This window comes from Paraburkholderia sp. EG304 (assembly GCF_046543485.1).
In the GTDB taxonomy this organism is placed as follows: Bacteria; Pseudomonadota; Gammaproteobacteria; order Burkholderiales; family Burkholderiaceae; genus Paraburkholderia; species Paraburkholderia youngii.
This window is the reverse complement of the sequence record NZ_JBKGUA010000017.1, coordinates 60,590-77,322: the sequence shown is the minus strand read 5'-3', so window position 1 is coordinate 77,322 and position 16,733 is coordinate 60,590. Positions and strand designations below refer to the sequence as shown.

The following is a 16,733-nucleotide window of genomic DNA, read 5'->3' as shown; positions in this document are numbered from 1 at the left end:
TCACATCAGCACCAGCCGGCGAATCAGCGTCTCCGCCATCGGCCATTCGCCAAAGCCCGAAGCGGGATTGAGGTGCCCGACTTCGCCGAGATCGACGAGGCGGCTGCCCCAGTCCTGCGCCATTTCCTGCACCCGCTCGAACCGTGCGAGCGGATCGTTGCGGCTCGCGCCGACGATGCTCGGAAACGGCAGACGCTTGCGCGGAATCGGCAGCCAGCCGTGCTGCTCGAGCGTATCCAGCTCCGGATAGCCCGCCGGCATCGGCGTCTCGAGGTCCGCCGGCGCCGCCAGCAGCGCACCGTGAATCTCGCGCTGGTGCCGCGCCGCCCACTGCACGGTGATCATCACACCCGCGCTATGCGCGACCAGAATGACCGGGCCGTCGATTCTCGCGAGCGCGGCATCGAGCGCCGCAACCCGTGCCTCGCAACTGAGCTTGTCGTGCTCGAGCGGCGGCACCGACAGCGCTTTCGGCAGCCGTTGCTGCAACAGGGTTTGCCAATGCTCGGCGACGTGGTCGCGCAAACCCGGGACCATCAGAATGGTCGGTTTCAATTCGTAATTCATGGGAAGCTACTTACTGGTTCAGTACGGCTTGTCGCCGATAATGCCGGCGCGTTCCATCTTGCGATGGCACGGCGGGTAATCCATCACCGCATAGTGCTGCGTGCTGCGGTTGTCCCAGATCGCGATGCTGTTCTTCTGCCAGCGCCAGCGCACCTGGTACTCGGGGATGTACGCCTGGCTGATCAGATAGCGCAGCAGATCGCCCGCGCCCGGATTCGCGTCCTGACCGAAGCGCACCCGCTCCGGCGTATGAAAGTTCGTGAAATGGCTCGTGAAAGCGCTCACAAACAGCACCTTCTCTTCCGTTTCCGGATGCGTGCGCACGACCGGATGCTCCGCGTCCGGAAACTGCGCCTTCAACGCCAGACGCTTTTCGATCGGCATCGCCGCACCAAAGCTCGCCTCGATGCTGTGGCGCGCGCGCAGGTCCGCGATCTGCGTCTTCACGTAGGCCGGCAGATTCTCGTAGGCGAGGACCATGTTCGCCCACATCGTGTCGCCGCCGACGGGCGGACATTCCACGCAACGCAGCACGGCACCGAACTGCGGGTTTTCGCGCCACGTGGCGTCGGCATGCCACGCGTTTTCGTAACGGTCGTTGGGCTGGTCCGGGGTCTTGTAGATACGCACGAGGCCCGGATTTTGCGGATCGCTGCCCGCGACCGGATGGTCTTCCAGTTCGCCGAAGCGGCGCGCGAACGCCACGTGTTCGGCGCGCGTGATGTCCTGGTCGCGCAGGAACAGCACCCGGTGCTTCAGCAGCGCGGAGCGGATCTCCGCAAACAGGCCGTCGTCATGGATCGCATGAGCGAGATTCACGCCGGTCAGTTCCGCGCCGATCGAGTACGTCAGTTGTTCGACTCGCATGGCTAGCTCCTTAGATAACGAAGACCGACGAACCCGTCGTCTTGCGCGATTCCAGATCACGATGCGCTTGCGCCGCGTCCTCGAGCGCATAGCGCTGATTCAACTCGATCTTGATGCGTCCCGACGCGATGAGCCCGAAGATTTCGCCGGCAAGCTCGTCCTTCTCGGCCGGATCGGCGATGTAGTCAGCCAGAGCCGGGCGGGTCAGATACAGCGAGCCTTTCATTGCCAGCAACTGCGGATTGAACGGCGGGATCGGGCCGGAGGCCGTGCCGACGCAAACCAGCAGACCGCGACGTTTCAGCGAATCGAGCGAAGCCTCGAAGGTGTCCTTGCCGACGCTGTCGAACACGACGTTCACGCCGACGCCATCGGTCAGTTCGCGAACGCGCTTCGCGACGTCTTCGCGGCTGTAGTTGATGACGTGATCGCAGCCGTGCGCGCGGGCCACCTCGCCCTTCGCCTCACTCGACACCGTGCCGATCACGGTCAGACCCAGCAGCTTCGCCCACTGCGAAACGATCAGGCCGACACCGCCGGCGGCGGCATGCAGAAGGATCGTGTCGCCGACCTTGAAGTCGTGAATGCGGCGCATCAGGTACGCGGCGGTCAGGCCGCGCATGGTCATGCCGGCAGCCGTTTCGCAGTCGATCGCATCGGGCAGCCGGATCAGCGGCGCGGCCGGAATCAGGCGTTCGGTGCTGTACGCGCCGAGCGTGTTGATGAAGCCCGTGTAGGTCACACGGTCACCCACCGCGACGTTCGTGACGTCGGGGCCCACGGCCTCGACCACGCCCGCGGCCTCCACGCCCATCCCCGCAGGCAGCGGCACCGGATACAGGCCGCTGCGGAAGTAGGTGTCGGCGAAATTGAGGCCCACTGCCTGATGGCGCAAGCGAACCTGACCGGGACCTGGGTTGCCCACTTCGACGTCCTCGTAGCGCAGGACCTCGGGACCACCGGTTTCATGAAAGCGCACTGCCTTTGCCATGTTGACTCTCCAATTCTTTGCTTGATCTGCACTTGGCAGAATTCATTGCGCCCGCGGCGCAGTTACACGTTCCGTTCTTCCGCGCCGTCCGCGCGGCACGATCCGATCTCAGCGTGCGGCCTGTTCGCGCAGCGTGTTCAGCCGATCGAGATCGCCCGAGTAGTTCCGTTTGCCGATCATGAATGCGGCGGCCGCGACGAGCGGTGCGAACGGCACCAGTTGCAACGCGCCCAGCAGTCCGATCCGATCGGCGATGATCCCCGTCAGAACAGCCGCCGGTGCGAGGCCCAGCAGGTTGTTCGCGAGCGTCAGCGTCGCAAACGCCGAGGCGTGAATGGTCGGCGGCGTGAGGTTCGCCACCATCGCACCCGACGGGCCGCTCGCTCCGGCGCAGAAGAACATGCCGACGCCGATCACGACCAGCTGCCACGGCCCCGCCGTCATGTGGAAGCCGATCGCGAGCAGAACGAAACAGGCGAGGCAGTAGGTGATCGCGGCACTCCACTTGCGTTCCCGCACGTTCTTGCTGAGCCGGTCGGCGAGGTTTCCGCACACCACCATGCCCACCCCGGTCACCAGCACGAACACCGCCGCGCACATCGCAGCCTTGCCGGTGGCCATGCCGTAGTAGCGGTTCAGGAAGCTCGGCATCCATGCCCACACAGCGGCGGGAACCATCAGATGCAAACCGCTGCCCACATAGGCGCACACCACGGACTTCGTCGAAAACAAGCCCTTCATCAGTTCGCGCAGACTCATGCGCATGCCGCGCGTTTGCGTCTGCTTCGTCACGCTCGCCGGCTGCAGCGGCGCAAGACGCTTTTCGGTGACGACGAGGCGGTAGATCACGACCAGCACGATCCCCATCGCCGCCATCGCGCCGAATGCGGAGCGCCAGCCGAGGTGAGCCGCCACCGCGCCGCCGAGCGCCATGCCCAGCACCGAGCCGAACGCGCCGCCGGCCATGAAGGTGCCGGTCAGCGTGGAGCGCAGCCGCACCGGAAAGATGCTCAGGACAACTGCGATGCCGACACTGCCATAAGCCGCTTCACCGATTCCGACGAAGGCACGCGCCAGCAGCAACTGTCCGTAGTTCGCCGAGATCGCGCAGCCCACCGTCGCGAGACTCCACATCGCCGCCATCAGCACGATGCTCTTCACGCGGCCCCAGCGGTCGGCCAGCACCGACAGTGGAAATGTGAGCACACCGACCATCAGCGCGACCACGCTGCTGAGCGAACCCAGCTGCGCATCGGACAAATTCCATGCCGCCTTGAGCGGCGGAAACACGGCATTCAACACCTGCCGCGACATATAGTCGGAAAGCAACAATCCGACCGTCAACGCAAACACCACCCACGCATAAGCGCGCACATCCGTCTTTGCTGCCTTAACTTCGCCCGCCGTGGGCGCTGCATGCTGAACGAGCATGTTTAGTCTCCTTCCACGCTGACTCCGTGGCGGCCGCCTTGCCCGCTTGGGCCGACGACCTGTTATGGATTCAGCTATCTGCTCCCGCTATCCAGCGGGAGCGTTACCCATGAAGCCCGGCCTCGGCCAACGCGTCGGCCCGGACTCCTGGCATTCACGCCGCGCGAAGCGGCAGGTTCCTGACGCCGGCCTGGCGGTTCGGCGCCATCCCGTTGGCGCTGAGCGTTTCTTCGACCGTCTCGTACTGCACACCAATACGATAGATCTCGCGGGCTTCTTTACCAGTGGCAATTTCGCGGCCCAGTTCGCGCGCGACGCGCACGCACTGTTCGATCTGCTGTACCGACGTGAAGCGCTTACCGTGCTGATCGATGATCGTGTCCTCGATGCCGCAGCGCGGATGCAGGCCCATCGACATCGCCATCATGTTGAACGGCAGCACGTTCTTCAGCAGCGACTCGGCGGTGAGCGTGCAGCCATCCGGCGCGCGATGCACGAAGTTGAAGAAGTTGAACGGGTTCGGGCCGTCGAAGCCGCCGCCGATGCCGATCCACGTCAGGTTCAGCGGGCCCTTGTAGACGCCCTTGCGCACGAGGCGCTCGAGCGTTTCGAGCGCGTGAATGCCGGTGAGCTGGAAGTGCGGCTGGATGCCCGCAGCCTGCAGGCGGCGCAGATGCTCCTCGACCCATGCGGGACCGGCCGGAACCGTCATTTCGCTGTAGGCGGCCATGAACGCAGGGTTGGAAAGCGAGGTGCCCGCCAGATACTCGGGATAGAGCAACTCCATGATGTTCATCTGCGTGGTATTGATCGCGACCGTCACCTGATCGGGCTTCGGATCGAGCTCGGCCAGCATATGGCGGGTATCGTCGGACAGCCACTTCGCGGCCTGTCCGTCGTCTTCCGGTGCGAACGAGATCGAGCCACCGACCTGAATGATCATGTCGGGCACGGCGGCGCGCACACCCGCGATCAGTTCATTGAACTTCGACAGGCGCTTCGAGCCCTTGCCGTCCAGTTCGCGCACGTGCAGGTGCAGTACCGTGGCGCCGGCGTTGTAGCAATCGACGGCCTTCTGGATCTGCTGGTCCATCGTCACGGGGATGTCTTCCGGGAAGTCCGCGGGCATCCATTCCGGGCCGTAAGGGGCGGTGGTGATGACTACCTTGTCCTGATTCTCAGGGTGCAGCGAATCGTCGAGAAATTGCATTTGATTGCCTCCATCCAGTTGTGAGTGACGGTGTTCCGCTATCGCGAGGTCGCATGAAAATTTGCTGGAACACATCGAACGACATGTGCACACGATACGGGAATCAAGCGCTACACTTTTATGATTGGACGCCATCCTTTTAGCGATTCGTGCCACTGCGCGTTAACACCAATAATTGCGCGAAGCAAGCGTTTAATGACAAGAAAAAGACTCAGCGTTTGAATCGTCCGGAGAAACTACGATGGAAACGATGGTGACGTCGGTAGCCATGAGCGGTTATTTCGAAGTGGCGCGACGGCTCGGACTGAATCCGGTCGAGCTCGCGAAACAGGCCGGCATCGATGCCGGCGCGCTCGCGAATCCGGACGATCGCGTATCGGCCACCGCTTGTTGCCGGCTGCTCGAAATGACGGCCGAAAAGGCGTCGTGCCCGACCCTCGCGCTGCAAATGGCGGAAACGCGGCAGACCTTCGGCAGCGGCGTAATCAATGTCCTGCTCGCGCACAAACGCACGCTGCGCGAAGTCTTGCTGGCCGCGGCCGAATACCGTCATCTGCTCAACGAAGCGCTGGCGGTGTACGTCGAGGACGCGGACAAAACGGTCACCATTCGGGAAGAACTCGTCGTCGAACCGGGTACCCCGACGAAGCAGGCGATCGAACTGGCGCTCGCTGTGCTCGCGCGACACTCCAGTGCTCTGCTCGGCAAGTTCTGGAAACCGCGCGAACTCCATTTCACACACGCCGCACCGAAGGACCTGACGTTCCATCGACGCTTCTTCGGCTGTCCGCTGCAGTTCGGCAGCGACTTCAATGGCTTCGTCTGCGCGAGCGCCGATCTCGACTACCCGAATCCGCTGGCCGATCCTGAACTCGTGCGCTATGCGGAGAGCCTCGCCTCTCCGAAGAACGCGAGCGCCGCGGAATCGGCCGCGCTCGAAGTGCGCAAGGCGATCTACCTGCTGCTGCCGCTCGAACAGGCGAACGCCGAGCTGGTCGCACGTTATCTGCATCTGAGCGTGCGCACCATGCAACGGCAGTTGAGTTCGGCCGGCACCAGCTTTTCGGATCAGGTCGAGGAAGTTCGCGGCGAGCTCGCCGTGCGCTACATGAGCAATCCGGCCTACCCGATCGGACGTGTGTCGGCGCTGCTCGGCTATGCGCAACAGGGATCGTTCACGAACTGGTTCGTGTCGCGCTTCCATATGACGCCGCGCGACTGGCGCGCGAGCCATGCGAAGTGACGACGAAAAAAAAGGAGTGTGATGCACTGAACATCACACTCCGTCATTGCCGCACGCGCTGTCGCCATCCGCTCATTCCGCGCGAAGCTTCACATAGCGGCCCGGCGCGCTCTCGATAGGCTTGTACTTCCTATTGCCGAGCTTGGTGCGCGCCTCGACCTGCTCTCCGGAATGCTGCTTGACCCATTCGATCCAGTGATTCCACCAGCTGCCGCGCTGCTGAACCGACGTCGCGAGCCACTCGTCGGCGTTCTCGTTGCAGGTATCGTTGGTCCGGTAGCTGCGCTTGTTCTTCGACGCTGGATTGACCACACCCGCGATATGGCCGCTTGCCCCGAGCACGAACTCGGTTTGACCACCCAGTAGTTGCGTCGACTGATAGGCGGATCGCCACGGCACGATGTGATCTTCCTCGGCCGCCATCAGATAGCTTGGGATATCGACGTTGCCGAGATCCACCGGCGTGTTGCAGAACGTCAGTTTGTTCGGCACGCGCAGACTGTTTTCGAGGTACATGTTGCGCAGATAGAAGCTGTACATCGGGCCGGGCAGATTGGTCGTGTCCGCGTTCCAGTACAGCAGGTCGAACGCGGCTGGGGCTTTGCCTTTCAGGTAATTGTTCACGACATACGGCCAGATCAGATCGTTGGCACGCAGCGCCTGGAATACGAAGCCGAGTTCGCGGCCAGGATAAAGGCCGCCGCGGCCGATCGTGTGCTCGCGCATCGCCACGCCCTGCTCGTCGATGAACACGCCGAGATCGCCCGGGTCGGTGAAGTCGAGCAATGCCGTCAACAGTGTCAGGCTCGCCACCGAGTCCTCGCCGTTCGCACGCATGACCGCCAGCGCCGACGACAGCATCGTGCCGCCCACGCACCAGCCCAACGCATTGACCTGGTCGGCCCGGCTAATCTCACGCGCCACCTTGAGCGCCTGCATCACGCCGTCCTCGAGGTAGGCGTCCCACGTGGTCTGCGCCATGTCCTGCTGCGGGTTGCGCCACGACACGACGAACACCGTCAGGCCTTGCTCGGAGGCGAAGCGCACGAACGAATTCTCGGGCTGCAGATCCAGAATGTAGAACTTGTTGATGCACGGCGGAATGATCACGAGCGGCCGCGCGGCAACCTTCGGCGTCAACGGATCGTACTGGATCAGCTGAAACAGATCGTTTTCATAGACCACCGCGCCGCTGGACGTGGCCACGCTGCGGCCCACTTCGAATGCGCTTCGGTCGGTGATCGAAATCGAGCCGCTGCCCAGATCGTCGAGCAGATGCGTGACGCCCGACAGCAGGCTCGAGCCACCCGATTCCACCGCCTCCCGGAGGACCTCGGGATTCGTCGCGAGGAAATTCGCGGGGCTGGCGCAGTCGATGAACTGGCGCATGAAAAAGCGCAGCTTGTGCTTGCCTTTTTCGTCGAGCGTACTCGCTTCGACGAAGTCCGCGAGCGCCCTCGCATTGATCAGATAGCTCTGTTTCAGAAGACTGTACCAGCCGTTGCTGGACCAGTCGTCGGCGTGAAAGCGCCGGTCTCCCTGCTCGGGCTCGGCGACCGCCTTCAACTCCGTGCGCCCGCCGATCAATCCGGCGACGGCATCGCTCCACAGTTGCGCCTGCTTTTGAAGGTAGTGGGCGCTCGTGTGGGTCACGGAGCCTCGCGCGAACGGCCCGTCGAAATCGAAGTCCGAGCCGTCGGTGTCAGGCACCGACGCATCGAATTCTTCCTTGAGCGGTGAAAAACGCCAGAAATCGAAGCCGGCCTTGACCCAGCCCGTGGAAAACTCGTGTGGCATGCTGAATGGCATTCTCATGGCGGGGCTCGCTATCATGCTTCGCTGGCGACGCAAGCCGCGTCCTCGACGACACGGTCGCGGCAGCTTGTCGGCATCACCGTCGCCTCGCCGTCGACCACCACCTTGCCGCCGACCGTGCAAACGGTGGACAGCACCACGCGGCGCTTGTCGTGGATCAGTTCCTTGACGGTCACTTCGGCCTGCACGGTATCGCCGGGTCGGACCGGCGCCTTGAAGCGCAGGTTCTGGCCGAGATAGATCGTGCCCGGACCGGGCAGCTGCCCCGCGAGCGCCGCGGAGATGATGCTGGCGGTCAGCATGCCGTGGGCGATGCGCCCCTTGAAGGGTGTGGTTTGCGCAAACTGCTCGTTGATGTGAACCGCGTTGATGTCTCCCGACGCGCTCGCGAAGAACAGAATGTCCGCCTCCGTGATGGTCTTGGCGAACCGGCCACTCATGCCCAGTTGCAGGTCTTCGAAATCGTATCCGTTAAGCTCATTCATGATTATTCCGCTTGCTGGGGGCGGTTAGCCGAGCGCCTGCTCGAGTTCCGGCACGAGGGTGAACAGATCGCCGACGAGGCCGTAGTCGGCCACGCTAAAGATCGGCGCTTCTTCGTCCTTGTTGATCGCGACGATGACCTTCGAGTCCTTCATGCCGGCGAGATGCTGGATCGCACCCGAGATGCCGACCGCGACGTACAGTTGCGGCGCGACGATCTTGCCGGTCTGGCCGACCTGATAGTCGTTCGGCACGAAGCCCGCGTCGACGGCTGCGCGCGATGCGCCCAGTGCCGCGCCGAGCTTGTCGGCCAGCGGCTCGAGCACCTTCGTGTAGTTCTCGCCATTGCCGAGCCCCCGGCCACCCGACACGATGATCTTCGCGCTCGTCAGTTCCGGCCGATCGAGCTTCGTCACTTCGCGGCTCACGAACTGCGAGATGCCTGCGTCGGCTGCGGCTTCGATCTTCTCGACCGCTGCGCTGCCGCCAACGGCCGCGACGGCGTCGAAACCGGTCGAGCGTACCGTGATGACCTTGATCGGGCCTTGAGATTGAACCGTTGCGACCGCGTTGCCCGCGTATATAGGACGCTCGAACGTGTCGGCGCTAACCACTGCCGTGATGTCGCTGATCTGCGCGACGTCTAGCTTCGCGGCGATCCGCGGTGCGACGTTCTTGCCGTAGGCGGTAGCCGGTGCGAGGATATGCGAATAGTTCTTCGCCGCATCTTGCACAAGCGTCAGCACCGTCGCTTCGACGTTTTCCGCGAGACCCGCTTCGAGTTGCGGCGCGTCGGCGAGCAGTACCTTGCTGACGCCGGCGATCTTCGCTGCGGCATCGGCCGCGGCTTGCGCGTTGTGACCCGCGACCAGCACGTGAATCTCACCGCCGATCTTCTGTGCCGCTGCGATCGTATTCAGCGTCGCGGCCTTGATCGACGCATTGTCGTGTTCTGCAATTACCAGATTCGTCATTTCTTGCGTCTCCTCACAGCACCTTGGCTTCGTTCTTCAGCTTCTCGACCAGCGTCTTCACGTCCGGCACCTTCACACCGGCGGAGCGCTTCGGAGGCTCGGCGACTTTCAGCGTCTTCAGACGCGGCGTGACATCCACGCCGAGGTCTTCGGGCTTCACCGTTTCGAGCGGCTTTTTCTTGGCCTTCATGATGTTCGGCAGCGTCACGTAGCGCGGTTCGTTCAGGCGCAGATCGGTCGTGACCACGGCCGGCAGCGTCAGCGACAGCGTTTCCGCGCCGCCATCCACTTCGCGCGACACCGTTGCCTTGCCGTCCGCCACGACCACCTTCGACGCGAACGTCGCCTGCGGCAGGTTCGCGAGCGCGGCGAGCATCTGGCCGGTCTGGTTGGAGTCGTCGTCGATGGCCTGTTTGCCGAGGATTACCAGCTGCGGCTGTTCCTTGTCGACCAGCGCCTTGAGCAGCTTGGCAACGGCCAGCGGCTGCAGGTCTTCGTTCGATTCGATCAGGATCGCGCGGTCCGCGCCGATCGCGAGCGCGGTGCGCAGCGTTTCCTGCGATTGCGTCACACCGGCCGAGACGGCGATCACTTCGGTCGCGACGCCCGCTTCCTTCAGACGCACGGCTTCTTCAACCGCGATTTCGTCGAACGGATTCATCGACATTTTCACGTTCGCAATATCGACGCCCGTACCGTCCGATTTCACGCGGACCTTCACGTTGTAGTCGACCACTCGCTTGACTGCTACAAGAACTCTCACAACACTCTCCTCCCACACCGATAGGGCCGAGCCCTATCGTCTTGAATGACATTACGTCCGTTGATCGATCAGAACTGGTCTTCGCGCAGCGCCAGCGCGCCTTCGCCATCGCGAGCGCCGCGAAGCGTCGCTTCGAGCGCGATTGCACGAGGCAGCACCTGCGTCGCGTAGGTGTGCGCGGTCGCGATCTTCGCGTCGTAGAAGCCCGGGTCTTCATCGCGCTTGTCGGCGGCGAGCACGAGCGAGCGGGCGACTTGCCAACCCGCGAGCACGATGCCCGCGAGCATCAGATAAGAGACACTGCCCGCGAACACCGCATTCGGATCGCGCTTGACGTTCTCGACCACGTAACGCACCGCGCTGTGCAACGCGTTGCGGCCGGCGGACAGATGACGGTGCATCGCCTGGAAAGCCGCGCTCGAACCATACGAGGGGTGCCCTTGCACCGCGGCCAGCGTCGCGTCGATCTGCGCGAGCAGCGTCCCGGCCACCTCGCCGTTGTCGCGCATGGTCTTGCGGCCGACGAGGTCATTCGCCTGGATCGCCGTCGTGCCTTCGTAGATCGGCAGAATGCGCGCGTCGCGGTAGAACTGCGCGGCGCCGGTTTCCTCGATGAAGCCCATGCCGCCGTGCACCTGCACGCCGAGACTCGTCACCTCCAGCGACATCTCCGTGCTCCAGCCCTTCACGATCGGCACCAGGTATTCGTAGATCGCCTGATGATTCGCACGCGTCGCGCCGTCCGGATGACGATGCGCGAGATCGCAATGCGACGCCGACACATAGGCCAGCGCGCGTGCGCCTTCGGTCAGCGCGCGCATCGTCGACAGCATGCGGCGCACGTCCGGGTGCTGGATGATCGCGACAGACTGCTTCGCGGAGCCATCCACGGGACGGCTCTGCACGCGCTCCTTCGCATACGCAACAGCCTGCTGGTACGCGCGATCCGAGATCGCCACGCCCTGCACGCCCACCGCGAAACGCGCCGCGTTCATCATGATGAACATGTACTCCAGACCGCGGTTCTCCTCGCCGACGAGCTGCCCGATCGCGCCGCCGTGATCGCCGAACTGCAGCACGGCCGTCGGGCTTGCGTTGATGCCGAGCTTGTGTTCGATCGATACGCAGTGCACGTCGTTGCGCTCGCCGAGCGTACCGTCTTCATTGACGAGGAACTTCGGCACGACGAACAGCGAAATGCCTTTCACGCCTTCCGGTGCGTTCGGCGTACGTGCGAGCACCAGATGCACGATGTTTTCCGTCATATCGTGCTCGCCCCAGGTGATGAAAATCTTCGTGCCGAAGATCCGGTACGAGCCGTCGCCCTGCGGCTCGGCGCGGGTGCGCACCAGCGACAGGTCGGAGCCCGCCTGCGGCTCGGTCAGGTTCATCGTGCCGGTCCACTCGCCGGAGATCATCTTCGGCACGTAGCGTTGCTTCAGTTCGTCGCTACCCGCCGTCAGCAGCGCTTCGATCGCGCCGTCGGTCAAGAGCGGGCACAGCCCGAGCGACAGGTTGGCGGCGTTGAGCATTTCGATGCAGGGCGTCGACAGCAGCTTGGGCAGATCCTGGCCGCCGTATTCAGACGGATGTTGCAAACCCTGCCAGCCGCCTTCGCTGAATTGACGAAACGCATCCTTGAAACCGGCCGTGGCGGTCACCGCGCCGTCCTTCCAGGTGCTCGGGTTGCGGTCGCCGTCGACGTTCAGCGGCGCGAGCACGCCTTCGTGCAGGCGCGCGGCCTCTTCGAGCACCGCACGGGCGGTATCGGCGGTCGCGTCCTCGCAGCCGGGCAAGCCCGCCAGTTGGTCGATTCCGGCCAGTTCCGTGATTGCAAACAGCATGTCTTTGAGAGGCGCGACGTAGCTCATTACCATTCTTCCGATCAGATAGTCCGTAGGGAAAGTCACCCGTGTGGCACCGATGCGGCCGGGGTAACGTATGGCTGAATCGTAGCGTCGGAGAGGCCCTGCCCGGTTGTCCAAACCGGACGATCTATTGACATCTCTGGCCACGTCGGAGGAAGTAAGCGCCCCGTGGGAAGTGCGTCGGCGGGTGCTATCGACGCATTGATACGACGAGATCAGCCACCCCGGCGATAGGCCGCCGGGGTGCTGCCGGTCCAGTGACGGAACGCTCGATGGAATGCGGTGGGGTCGCCGAAGCCGACGTCGCCCGCGATGATGGCGATCGGCTCGTGGGTGCCGGTCAGGCGCTGGATCGCGATGTCGCGGCGCAATTCGTCCTTGAGCACCTGGAACGCCGTGCCCTCGGCGGCAAGATGACGGCACAGCGTTCTGACCGAACAGTGCAGGCCTTCCGCCGCCTCTTCGATAGACGGGATGTCGGGCAGCCGGGACGCGAGATGTTCCCGCACGCGATGACTGAACAGCTGCTCGTTGAACGACACGAAGATCCAGTCTTCCGGCGCGCGAGCGAGAAACCTGCGCAGGTTCGCCTTGCGCTGGCGCACGGGCAGATCGAAATAGCTACTGCTGAACTGCATCGAGGTCTGATTGCAGTCGAACTTCGCCGGTCCGGGAAACAGATAAAGATACTCGAGCGCGTGAGCAGGACGGGGGAAGGCGAACTGCACCTGGAGCAACGCAATGCGCTGACCGATCAGCCAGGACGCGATCCCGTGCGCGAGCTTCAGCATCAGCTCCTGGCCCAGCATGCTGGGTTGCGCGCCCGTGCTTCCCGGATGCAAGGCCAGCGTCGCAACGAGGTCGCTGCGGCGCGATTCGAAACGGAAGTCGTCGAGCACCAGATGGAAGAACTGGCCGAACCGATGCATCGCGGTTTCGAGGTTCGGCGCATCCAGCAGGCTCAGACACAGAAACTTGAGCGCACCGCTGCGCAGCGGGCGCGAGAAAACGCCGGGCATCTCGTCGTCGAGTTCGATCGCGAGCGAGCGGTAGAGCGTCGAGAACTGTTCCTCGGTTACGCGCGCGCCAGGCTGGCTCAGCAGCGCGCGCGGGATATTCGCGCCGGACAAATGCCGGTCGACGATATCAGGCCGCGTCCCGACGCTGCCGAGGAACCCATTGACGAGCGAGATCGGTACGGTGGCGCCAGGAGCTTGCATGACAGGGTTCCGCGAGGCGAAGACGCATCAGCATAGCGCCTCCCGCCGCATCGTGGCGAGGGTTCGGCGAATCGCTACGCGAGTGCCGGGTTTGCGGCCCCGCGCTTTCCGCTAGCGGGTCGCCTATTGCGCCGATGCGTGCGAGCGCAGATACGGCAGGTAGCCGTTCTGGGTCTTCAGGATCTTCTCGGCGCACTCGTCGTAGTCGTCGCCCTTCGCGCTGTCGGGCCCATACATGCCGCGGCACTGCGCGAACAGCGACAGTGTCGCGCCGCCCGTGCTCTTGTTCGCGCGGGTCGCTGAGAAAGCGGCTTTGCCCGAATCGTCGGGCACGTCGGTATCGATCGCGACCGCGTCCGCGCGGATCACGTGCGTGTCGGAATGCTGCTCGATATAGCGTTTGGTCGCCGCCCACGCGGCATCGCAATTCGCCGGTGTGCAGTCGATCACCGCGTCGCGTTGCGCGGCGCGGAGGTTCGGCTCGCTATGAAGGATTTCCTGCTGGGCGCGCTGCGCCTGCTTTTCCGGGGACGACGAGCAGGCGGCGAGTGCGCATGCGACGAGTGCGAAGGCTGCGATCTTTTTCATGAGTAGACTTCGAAGGCCATGTTCGAGCGCGATTATAGCCGCGTGAGGAACGCGGTCACGCATTCAACGCACTGCAGAGGCCCCTAAGTATTCGCCACCAGCAGTTCCTCCGCATTGCCCGGCGGGCGCAGCCCATCCGTGCGAGCCGCGAAGTAGCGCTGCGTCAGATCGGCCGCGGACACATGCCGCGCGTCGTCAAAGCCTGCTTCACGCGCCATGTCGATCATCTGCTGCGGCATGAAGAAGCTGATGAACGGCGTGCCGCTCGCACGCGCGCCCTTCTCCGCCATTTCGAGTCCGGGGCGCACGTCCGGGTCCGCCATCTCCAGCGGCAACAGGAACGTCATCGCGAACGTCGAGCCGCGCGCGAGCCCGGCAACTTCACGCAACGTCGCCGCATTCGCCTCCCTGGTCAGATACATGCTGACGCCGGTCGACACGACCACGGCCGGCCTGCTTTCGTCGAAGCCTTCGGCGACCAGACGCTGCCGCCAGCTGTCGCCCGCTTCGAAATCGACCGGCACGAAACGCAGCCAGTCCGGCAGGCCGTAACCCAGTTCGCTGAGCCGCTGACGCTTCCACGTTTGCGGTCCCGGCGGATCGACCTCGAACACAGTGAGCCGCGACGCGATGTCGGGCCGGCGTTGCGCGAAGCTGTCGAGACCGGCGCCGAGGATCACGTATTGATCCAAACCGCGCCCGGCCTGCTCGACGACCAGATCCTCGATAAAGCGTGCGCGCGCGACGATCGACGCACGAAACGGCCGCGTGAACCGAAGGTCCATGTCACCGCGGCTGAGCCAGTCTTCGGCGGGAGCCAGCAATTGCAAGCCGACTTCGTCTTCGAGCACGTGCGGCGGCGCGTCGGCCTGCACGTGCAGCGCACGCCAAAGCGCGACGCGCGCGGCGGTGCTGTCGGGTGCGATGTGGGGTTGATTGCTCATGGTATTTGCCTGTATTCGCCTGGACTCAATGGAAAAACGGCAGCGTGAGAAACAGTTTGATCACGATCGCATTGACGATGTCCATGAAAAACGCACCGGTCATCGGCACGATCAGGAACGCGATATGGGAATGGCCGAAGCGGTTCGTGATCGCCTGCATGTTCGCGATCGCGGTCGGCGTCGCGCCAAGTCCGAGCCCGCATTGCGCCGCGCACAACACGACCGCGTCGTAGTTGCGGCCCATCGCGGGGAACGTGATGAAGATCGCGTAGAGCGCCATCAGCAGCGTTTGCGCCGCGAGGATCGAGATGATCGGCAACGCGAGCGCGGCAAGCTCCCATAGGTCGAGCCGCATCAGCGCCATCGCGAGAAAGAGCGCGAGCGCGACGTTGCCGACCAGCGCGACCGCGTGCTGGTCGATCCGCACACGCATGAGCGCGAGCACGTTGTTCAGGATCACGCCGATGAACAGCGTGCAGACGAAGGTCGGCAATTCGAACACGGTGTCCGCGATCCAGTCGGCAAACACTTCGCCGCCCGCGAGGCAGATCGAGATCAGCGCGAGTGTCGTGATGATCGCGGCGGGCGTGGTGGCCTGCTCCGCCTTCGGTTCTTCGAAGACCAGCGTTTCGTCCGCTAGCTGCTGCACGCGCAGCAATTCGTCGGCGCTGATCCGCCGCATCAGCACACGGGCGACCGGACCGCCGAGCACGCCGCCCATCACGAGTCCAAAGGTCGCGCAGCCGATCGCGATCTCGGTCGCCGACTCCAGCCCGTGGCGTTCGGTGAAGACCTGGCTCCACGCGGCGCCGGTGCCGTGCCCGCCCGACATCGTGACCGAGCCGCCGAGAATGCCGAGCAGCGGATCGACGCCGAGCGCGAACGCAAGCAGGATGCCGATCACGTTCTGCAGGATCAGCAGCCCGCTGACCAGCGCGAGAAAGCGGATCAACACCGGCCCGCCCGCCTTCAGATTCGACAGATGCGCATTCAGACCGATCGTCGAGAAGAACGCGAGCATCAGCGGCGCCTGCAGCGTCGAATCGAACCTGACCTGCACTTGCGTGGTGATGCGTGTGATCAGCACGCAGATCGCAACGATGAGCCCGCCTGCCACCGGCGCCGGAATCGAATAGGTTCGCAGCACGCCGATCCATTGCACGAGCTTTTCGCCGAGCAGCAGCACGAGCGACGTCGCGACCAGCGTGGCATATACGCCGACAGTCATGAATGGCCTCCGAGCGCGAACCTGCGACATCTTAGCCAATCCGTCCAGGCTAAGTATGATTTTCCTTGACGCAATGCAGTCGGCCGATGACGTCGCGCCACAACGGGAGAAATGAACCGAACCTCTATCCGCGCTATCTACGCTTCCGGATCCGGTGAGGTCCGGGAGTGGGTTCTGGCACCAGGGACCGAGCGTGGCAAAACGTCCAGAACACCCGCATACAGGGCTCCGCCGGCTGCGTGCATGGCATCAGTGCCGATCGGCGCTACGAGTAAACCCCCTACGCTCAGACGCGGTCGGCAATCCCGCAATGCGATGGTCCTCTTCGCGAACCGCCTCCTGCGGGCGCCGGCTCGCACGTGCGCGCAACGTTGGTCTGCAGACCTCTAGCCTGTTACAACGCTTCCCGCCTGCTTTGGGCAAGCCCTGGCAGCCCGTGTCAGGCGGGCAGGAACGCGGCATGCGCAGACAGATTCGCGCCGTCCAGCCGACGGCGCTCCGCATGCGTGGCACGGCGGAGGGAAGACCCAACTACCAACTC

General features: G+C 63.8%; 15 protein-coding genes. 1 reads left to right on the top strand and 14 read right to left on the bottom strand.

Features of this window, described 5'->3' with window-relative positions; translation table 11 throughout:
* From ACLFKU_RS21020 to ACLFKU_RS21000, 5 genes are all read right to left on the bottom strand, one after another.
* On the bottom strand, positions 1 to 567 hold the full coding sequence (locus ACLFKU_RS21020; RefSeq protein WP_410850329.1) for an RBBP9/YdeN family alpha/beta hydrolase: 567 nt from the start codon (positions 565 to 567) through the stop codon (positions 1 to 3).
* Between the two features lie 18 nt (positions 568 to 585).
* Positions 586 to 1,434: a TauD/TfdA dioxygenase family protein gene (locus tag ACLFKU_RS21015; RefSeq protein ID WP_410850328.1), complete on the bottom strand. Its 849-nt coding sequence runs from the start codon at positions 1,432 to 1,434 to the stop codon at positions 586 to 588.
* Positions 1,435 to 1,444: 10 nt separating this feature from the next.
* Positions 1,445 to 2,425 (bottom strand): quinone oxidoreductase family protein, encoded by a 981-nt coding sequence (locus ACLFKU_RS21010; protein WP_368587139.1) that lies wholly within the window; start codon positions 2,423 to 2,425, stop codon positions 1,445 to 1,447.
* Positions 2,426 to 2,533: 108 nt separating this feature from the next.
* A complete protein-coding gene (locus ACLFKU_RS21005) occupies positions 2,534 to 3,856 on the bottom strand; it encodes an MFS transporter (RefSeq protein WP_410850327.1) in 1,323 nt (440 codons plus the stop codon).
* 154 nt (positions 3,857 to 4,010) lie between these two features.
* On the bottom strand, positions 4,011 to 5,066 hold the full coding sequence (locus ACLFKU_RS21000; protein ID WP_368587141.1) for a 3-keto-5-aminohexanoate cleavage protein: 1,056 nt from the start codon (positions 5,064 to 5,066) through the stop codon (positions 4,011 to 4,013).
* Positions 5,067 to 5,307: 241 nt separating this feature from the next.
* On the opposite strand from ACLFKU_RS21000, the gene ACLFKU_RS20995 reads away from it, so the two are divergent.
* Positions 5,308 to 6,309 carry an AraC family transcriptional regulator gene (locus ACLFKU_RS20995; RefSeq protein ID WP_410850326.1) on the top strand — a complete coding sequence of 334 codons (1,002 nt, stop codon included), beginning with the start codon at positions 5,308 to 5,310 and terminating at the stop codon, positions 6,307 to 6,309.
* 72 nt (positions 6,310 to 6,381) lie between these two features.
* Here the strand turns inward: ACLFKU_RS20995 and phaC are convergent, their stop codons facing one another.
* The 9 genes from phaC to gltS all read right to left on the bottom strand — a co-directional run bounded on the left by phaC (position 6,382) and on the right by gltS (position 16,192).
* A complete protein-coding gene (gene phaC, locus ACLFKU_RS20990) occupies positions 6,382 to 8,124 on the bottom strand; it encodes a class I poly(R)-hydroxyalkanoic acid synthase (protein WP_368587143.1) in 1,743 nt (580 codons plus the stop codon).
* Positions 8,125 to 8,138: 14 nt separating this feature from the next.
* Positions 8,139 to 8,609 carry a MaoC family dehydratase gene (locus tag ACLFKU_RS20985; RefSeq protein WP_368587144.1) on the bottom strand — a complete coding sequence of 157 codons (471 nt, stop codon included), beginning with the start codon at positions 8,607 to 8,609 and terminating at the stop codon, positions 8,139 to 8,141.
* Positions 8,610 to 8,633: 24 nt separating this feature from the next.
* Positions 8,634 to 9,581, bottom strand: coding sequence for an electron transfer flavoprotein subunit alpha/FixB family protein (locus tag ACLFKU_RS20980; protein WP_410850325.1), 948 nt, complete (start codon positions 9,579 to 9,581; stop codon positions 8,634 to 8,636).
* A 13-nt stretch (positions 9,582 to 9,594) separates the two neighbouring features.
* Positions 9,595 to 10,344, bottom strand: a complete 750-nt coding sequence (locus tag ACLFKU_RS20975; protein ID WP_368624054.1) for an electron transfer flavoprotein subunit beta/FixA family protein — start codon at positions 10,342 to 10,344, stop codon at positions 9,595 to 9,597.
* Positions 10,345 to 10,412: 68 nt separating this feature from the next.
* Positions 10,413 to 12,215, bottom strand: a complete 1,803-nt coding sequence (locus ACLFKU_RS20970) for an acyl-CoA dehydrogenase (RefSeq protein ID WP_410850324.1) — start codon at positions 12,213 to 12,215, stop codon at positions 10,413 to 10,415.
* A 212-nt stretch (positions 12,216 to 12,427) separates the two neighbouring features.
* On the bottom strand, positions 12,428 to 13,432 hold the full coding sequence (locus ACLFKU_RS20965; RefSeq protein WP_410850323.1) for an AraC family transcriptional regulator: 1,005 nt from the start codon (positions 13,430 to 13,432) through the stop codon (positions 12,428 to 12,430).
* A 123-nt stretch (positions 13,433 to 13,555) separates the two neighbouring features.
* Positions 13,556 to 14,020 carry a hypothetical protein gene (locus ACLFKU_RS20960; protein ID WP_368584708.1) on the bottom strand — a complete coding sequence of 155 codons (465 nt, stop codon included), beginning with the start codon at positions 14,018 to 14,020 and terminating at the stop codon, positions 13,556 to 13,558.
* 83 nt (positions 14,021 to 14,103) lie between these two features.
* On the bottom strand, positions 14,104 to 14,964 hold the full coding sequence (locus ACLFKU_RS20955) for a class I SAM-dependent methyltransferase (protein WP_368584707.1): 861 nt from the start codon (positions 14,962 to 14,964) through the stop codon (positions 14,104 to 14,106).
* 25 nt (positions 14,965 to 14,989) lie between these two features.
* Positions 14,990 to 16,192, bottom strand: coding sequence for a sodium/glutamate symporter (gltS, locus tag ACLFKU_RS20950; protein ID WP_368584706.1), 1,203 nt, complete (start codon positions 16,190 to 16,192; stop codon positions 14,990 to 14,992).
* Positions 16,193 to 16,733: the final 541 nt, after the last annotated feature.

Excerpts from the sequence above, each read along its gene's own strand:
- gltS (WP_368584706.1), bottom strand. The coding sequence starts at position 16,192 with ATGACTGTCGGCGTATATGCCACGCTGGTCGCGACGTCGCTCGTGCTG.
- ACLFKU_RS21015 (WP_410850328.1), bottom strand. The coding sequence starts at position 1,434 with ATGCGAGTCGAACAACTGACGTACTCGATCGGCGCGGAACTGACCGGC.
- ACLFKU_RS20965 (WP_410850323.1), bottom strand. The coding sequence starts at position 13,432 with ATGCAAGCTCCTGGCGCCACCGTACCGATCTCGCTCGTCAATGGGTTC.
- ACLFKU_RS20995 (WP_410850326.1), top strand. The coding sequence starts at position 5,308 with ATGGAAACGATGGTGACGTCGGTAGCCATGAGCGGTTATTTCGAAGTG.
- ACLFKU_RS21000 (WP_368587141.1), bottom strand. The coding sequence starts at position 5,066 with ATGCAATTTCTCGACGATTCGCTGCACCCTGAGAATCAGGACAAGGTA.
- phaC (WP_368587143.1), bottom strand. The coding sequence starts at position 8,124 with ATGAGAATGCCATTCAGCATGCCACACGAGTTTTCCACGGGCTGGGTC.
- ACLFKU_RS20985 (WP_368587144.1), bottom strand. The coding sequence starts at position 8,609 with ATGAATGAGCTTAACGGATACGATTTCGAAGACCTGCAACTGGGCATG.
- ACLFKU_RS21005 (WP_410850327.1), bottom strand. The coding sequence starts at position 3,856 with ATGCTCGTTCAGCATGCAGCGCCCACGGCGGGCGAAGTTAAGGCAGCA.
- ACLFKU_RS21010 (WP_368587139.1), bottom strand. The coding sequence starts at position 2,425 with ATGGCAAAGGCAGTGCGCTTTCATGAAACCGGTGGTCCCGAGGTCCTG.
- ACLFKU_RS20955 (WP_368584707.1), bottom strand. The coding sequence starts at position 14,964 with ATGAGCAATCAACCCCACATCGCACCCGACAGCACCGCCGCGCGCGTC.
- ACLFKU_RS20960 (WP_368584708.1), bottom strand. The coding sequence starts at position 14,020 with ATGAAAAAGATCGCAGCCTTCGCACTCGTCGCATGCGCACTCGCCGCC.
- ACLFKU_RS20970 (WP_410850324.1), bottom strand. The coding sequence starts at position 12,215 with ATGAGCTACGTCGCGCCTCTCAAAGACATGCTGTTTGCAATCACGGAA.
- ACLFKU_RS20980 (WP_410850325.1), bottom strand. The coding sequence starts at position 9,581 with ATGACGAATCTGGTAATTGCAGAACACGACAATGCGTCGATCAAGGCC.
- ACLFKU_RS21020 (WP_410850329.1), bottom strand. The coding sequence starts at position 567 with ATGAATTACGAATTGAAACCGACCATTCTGATGGTCCCGGGTTTGCGC.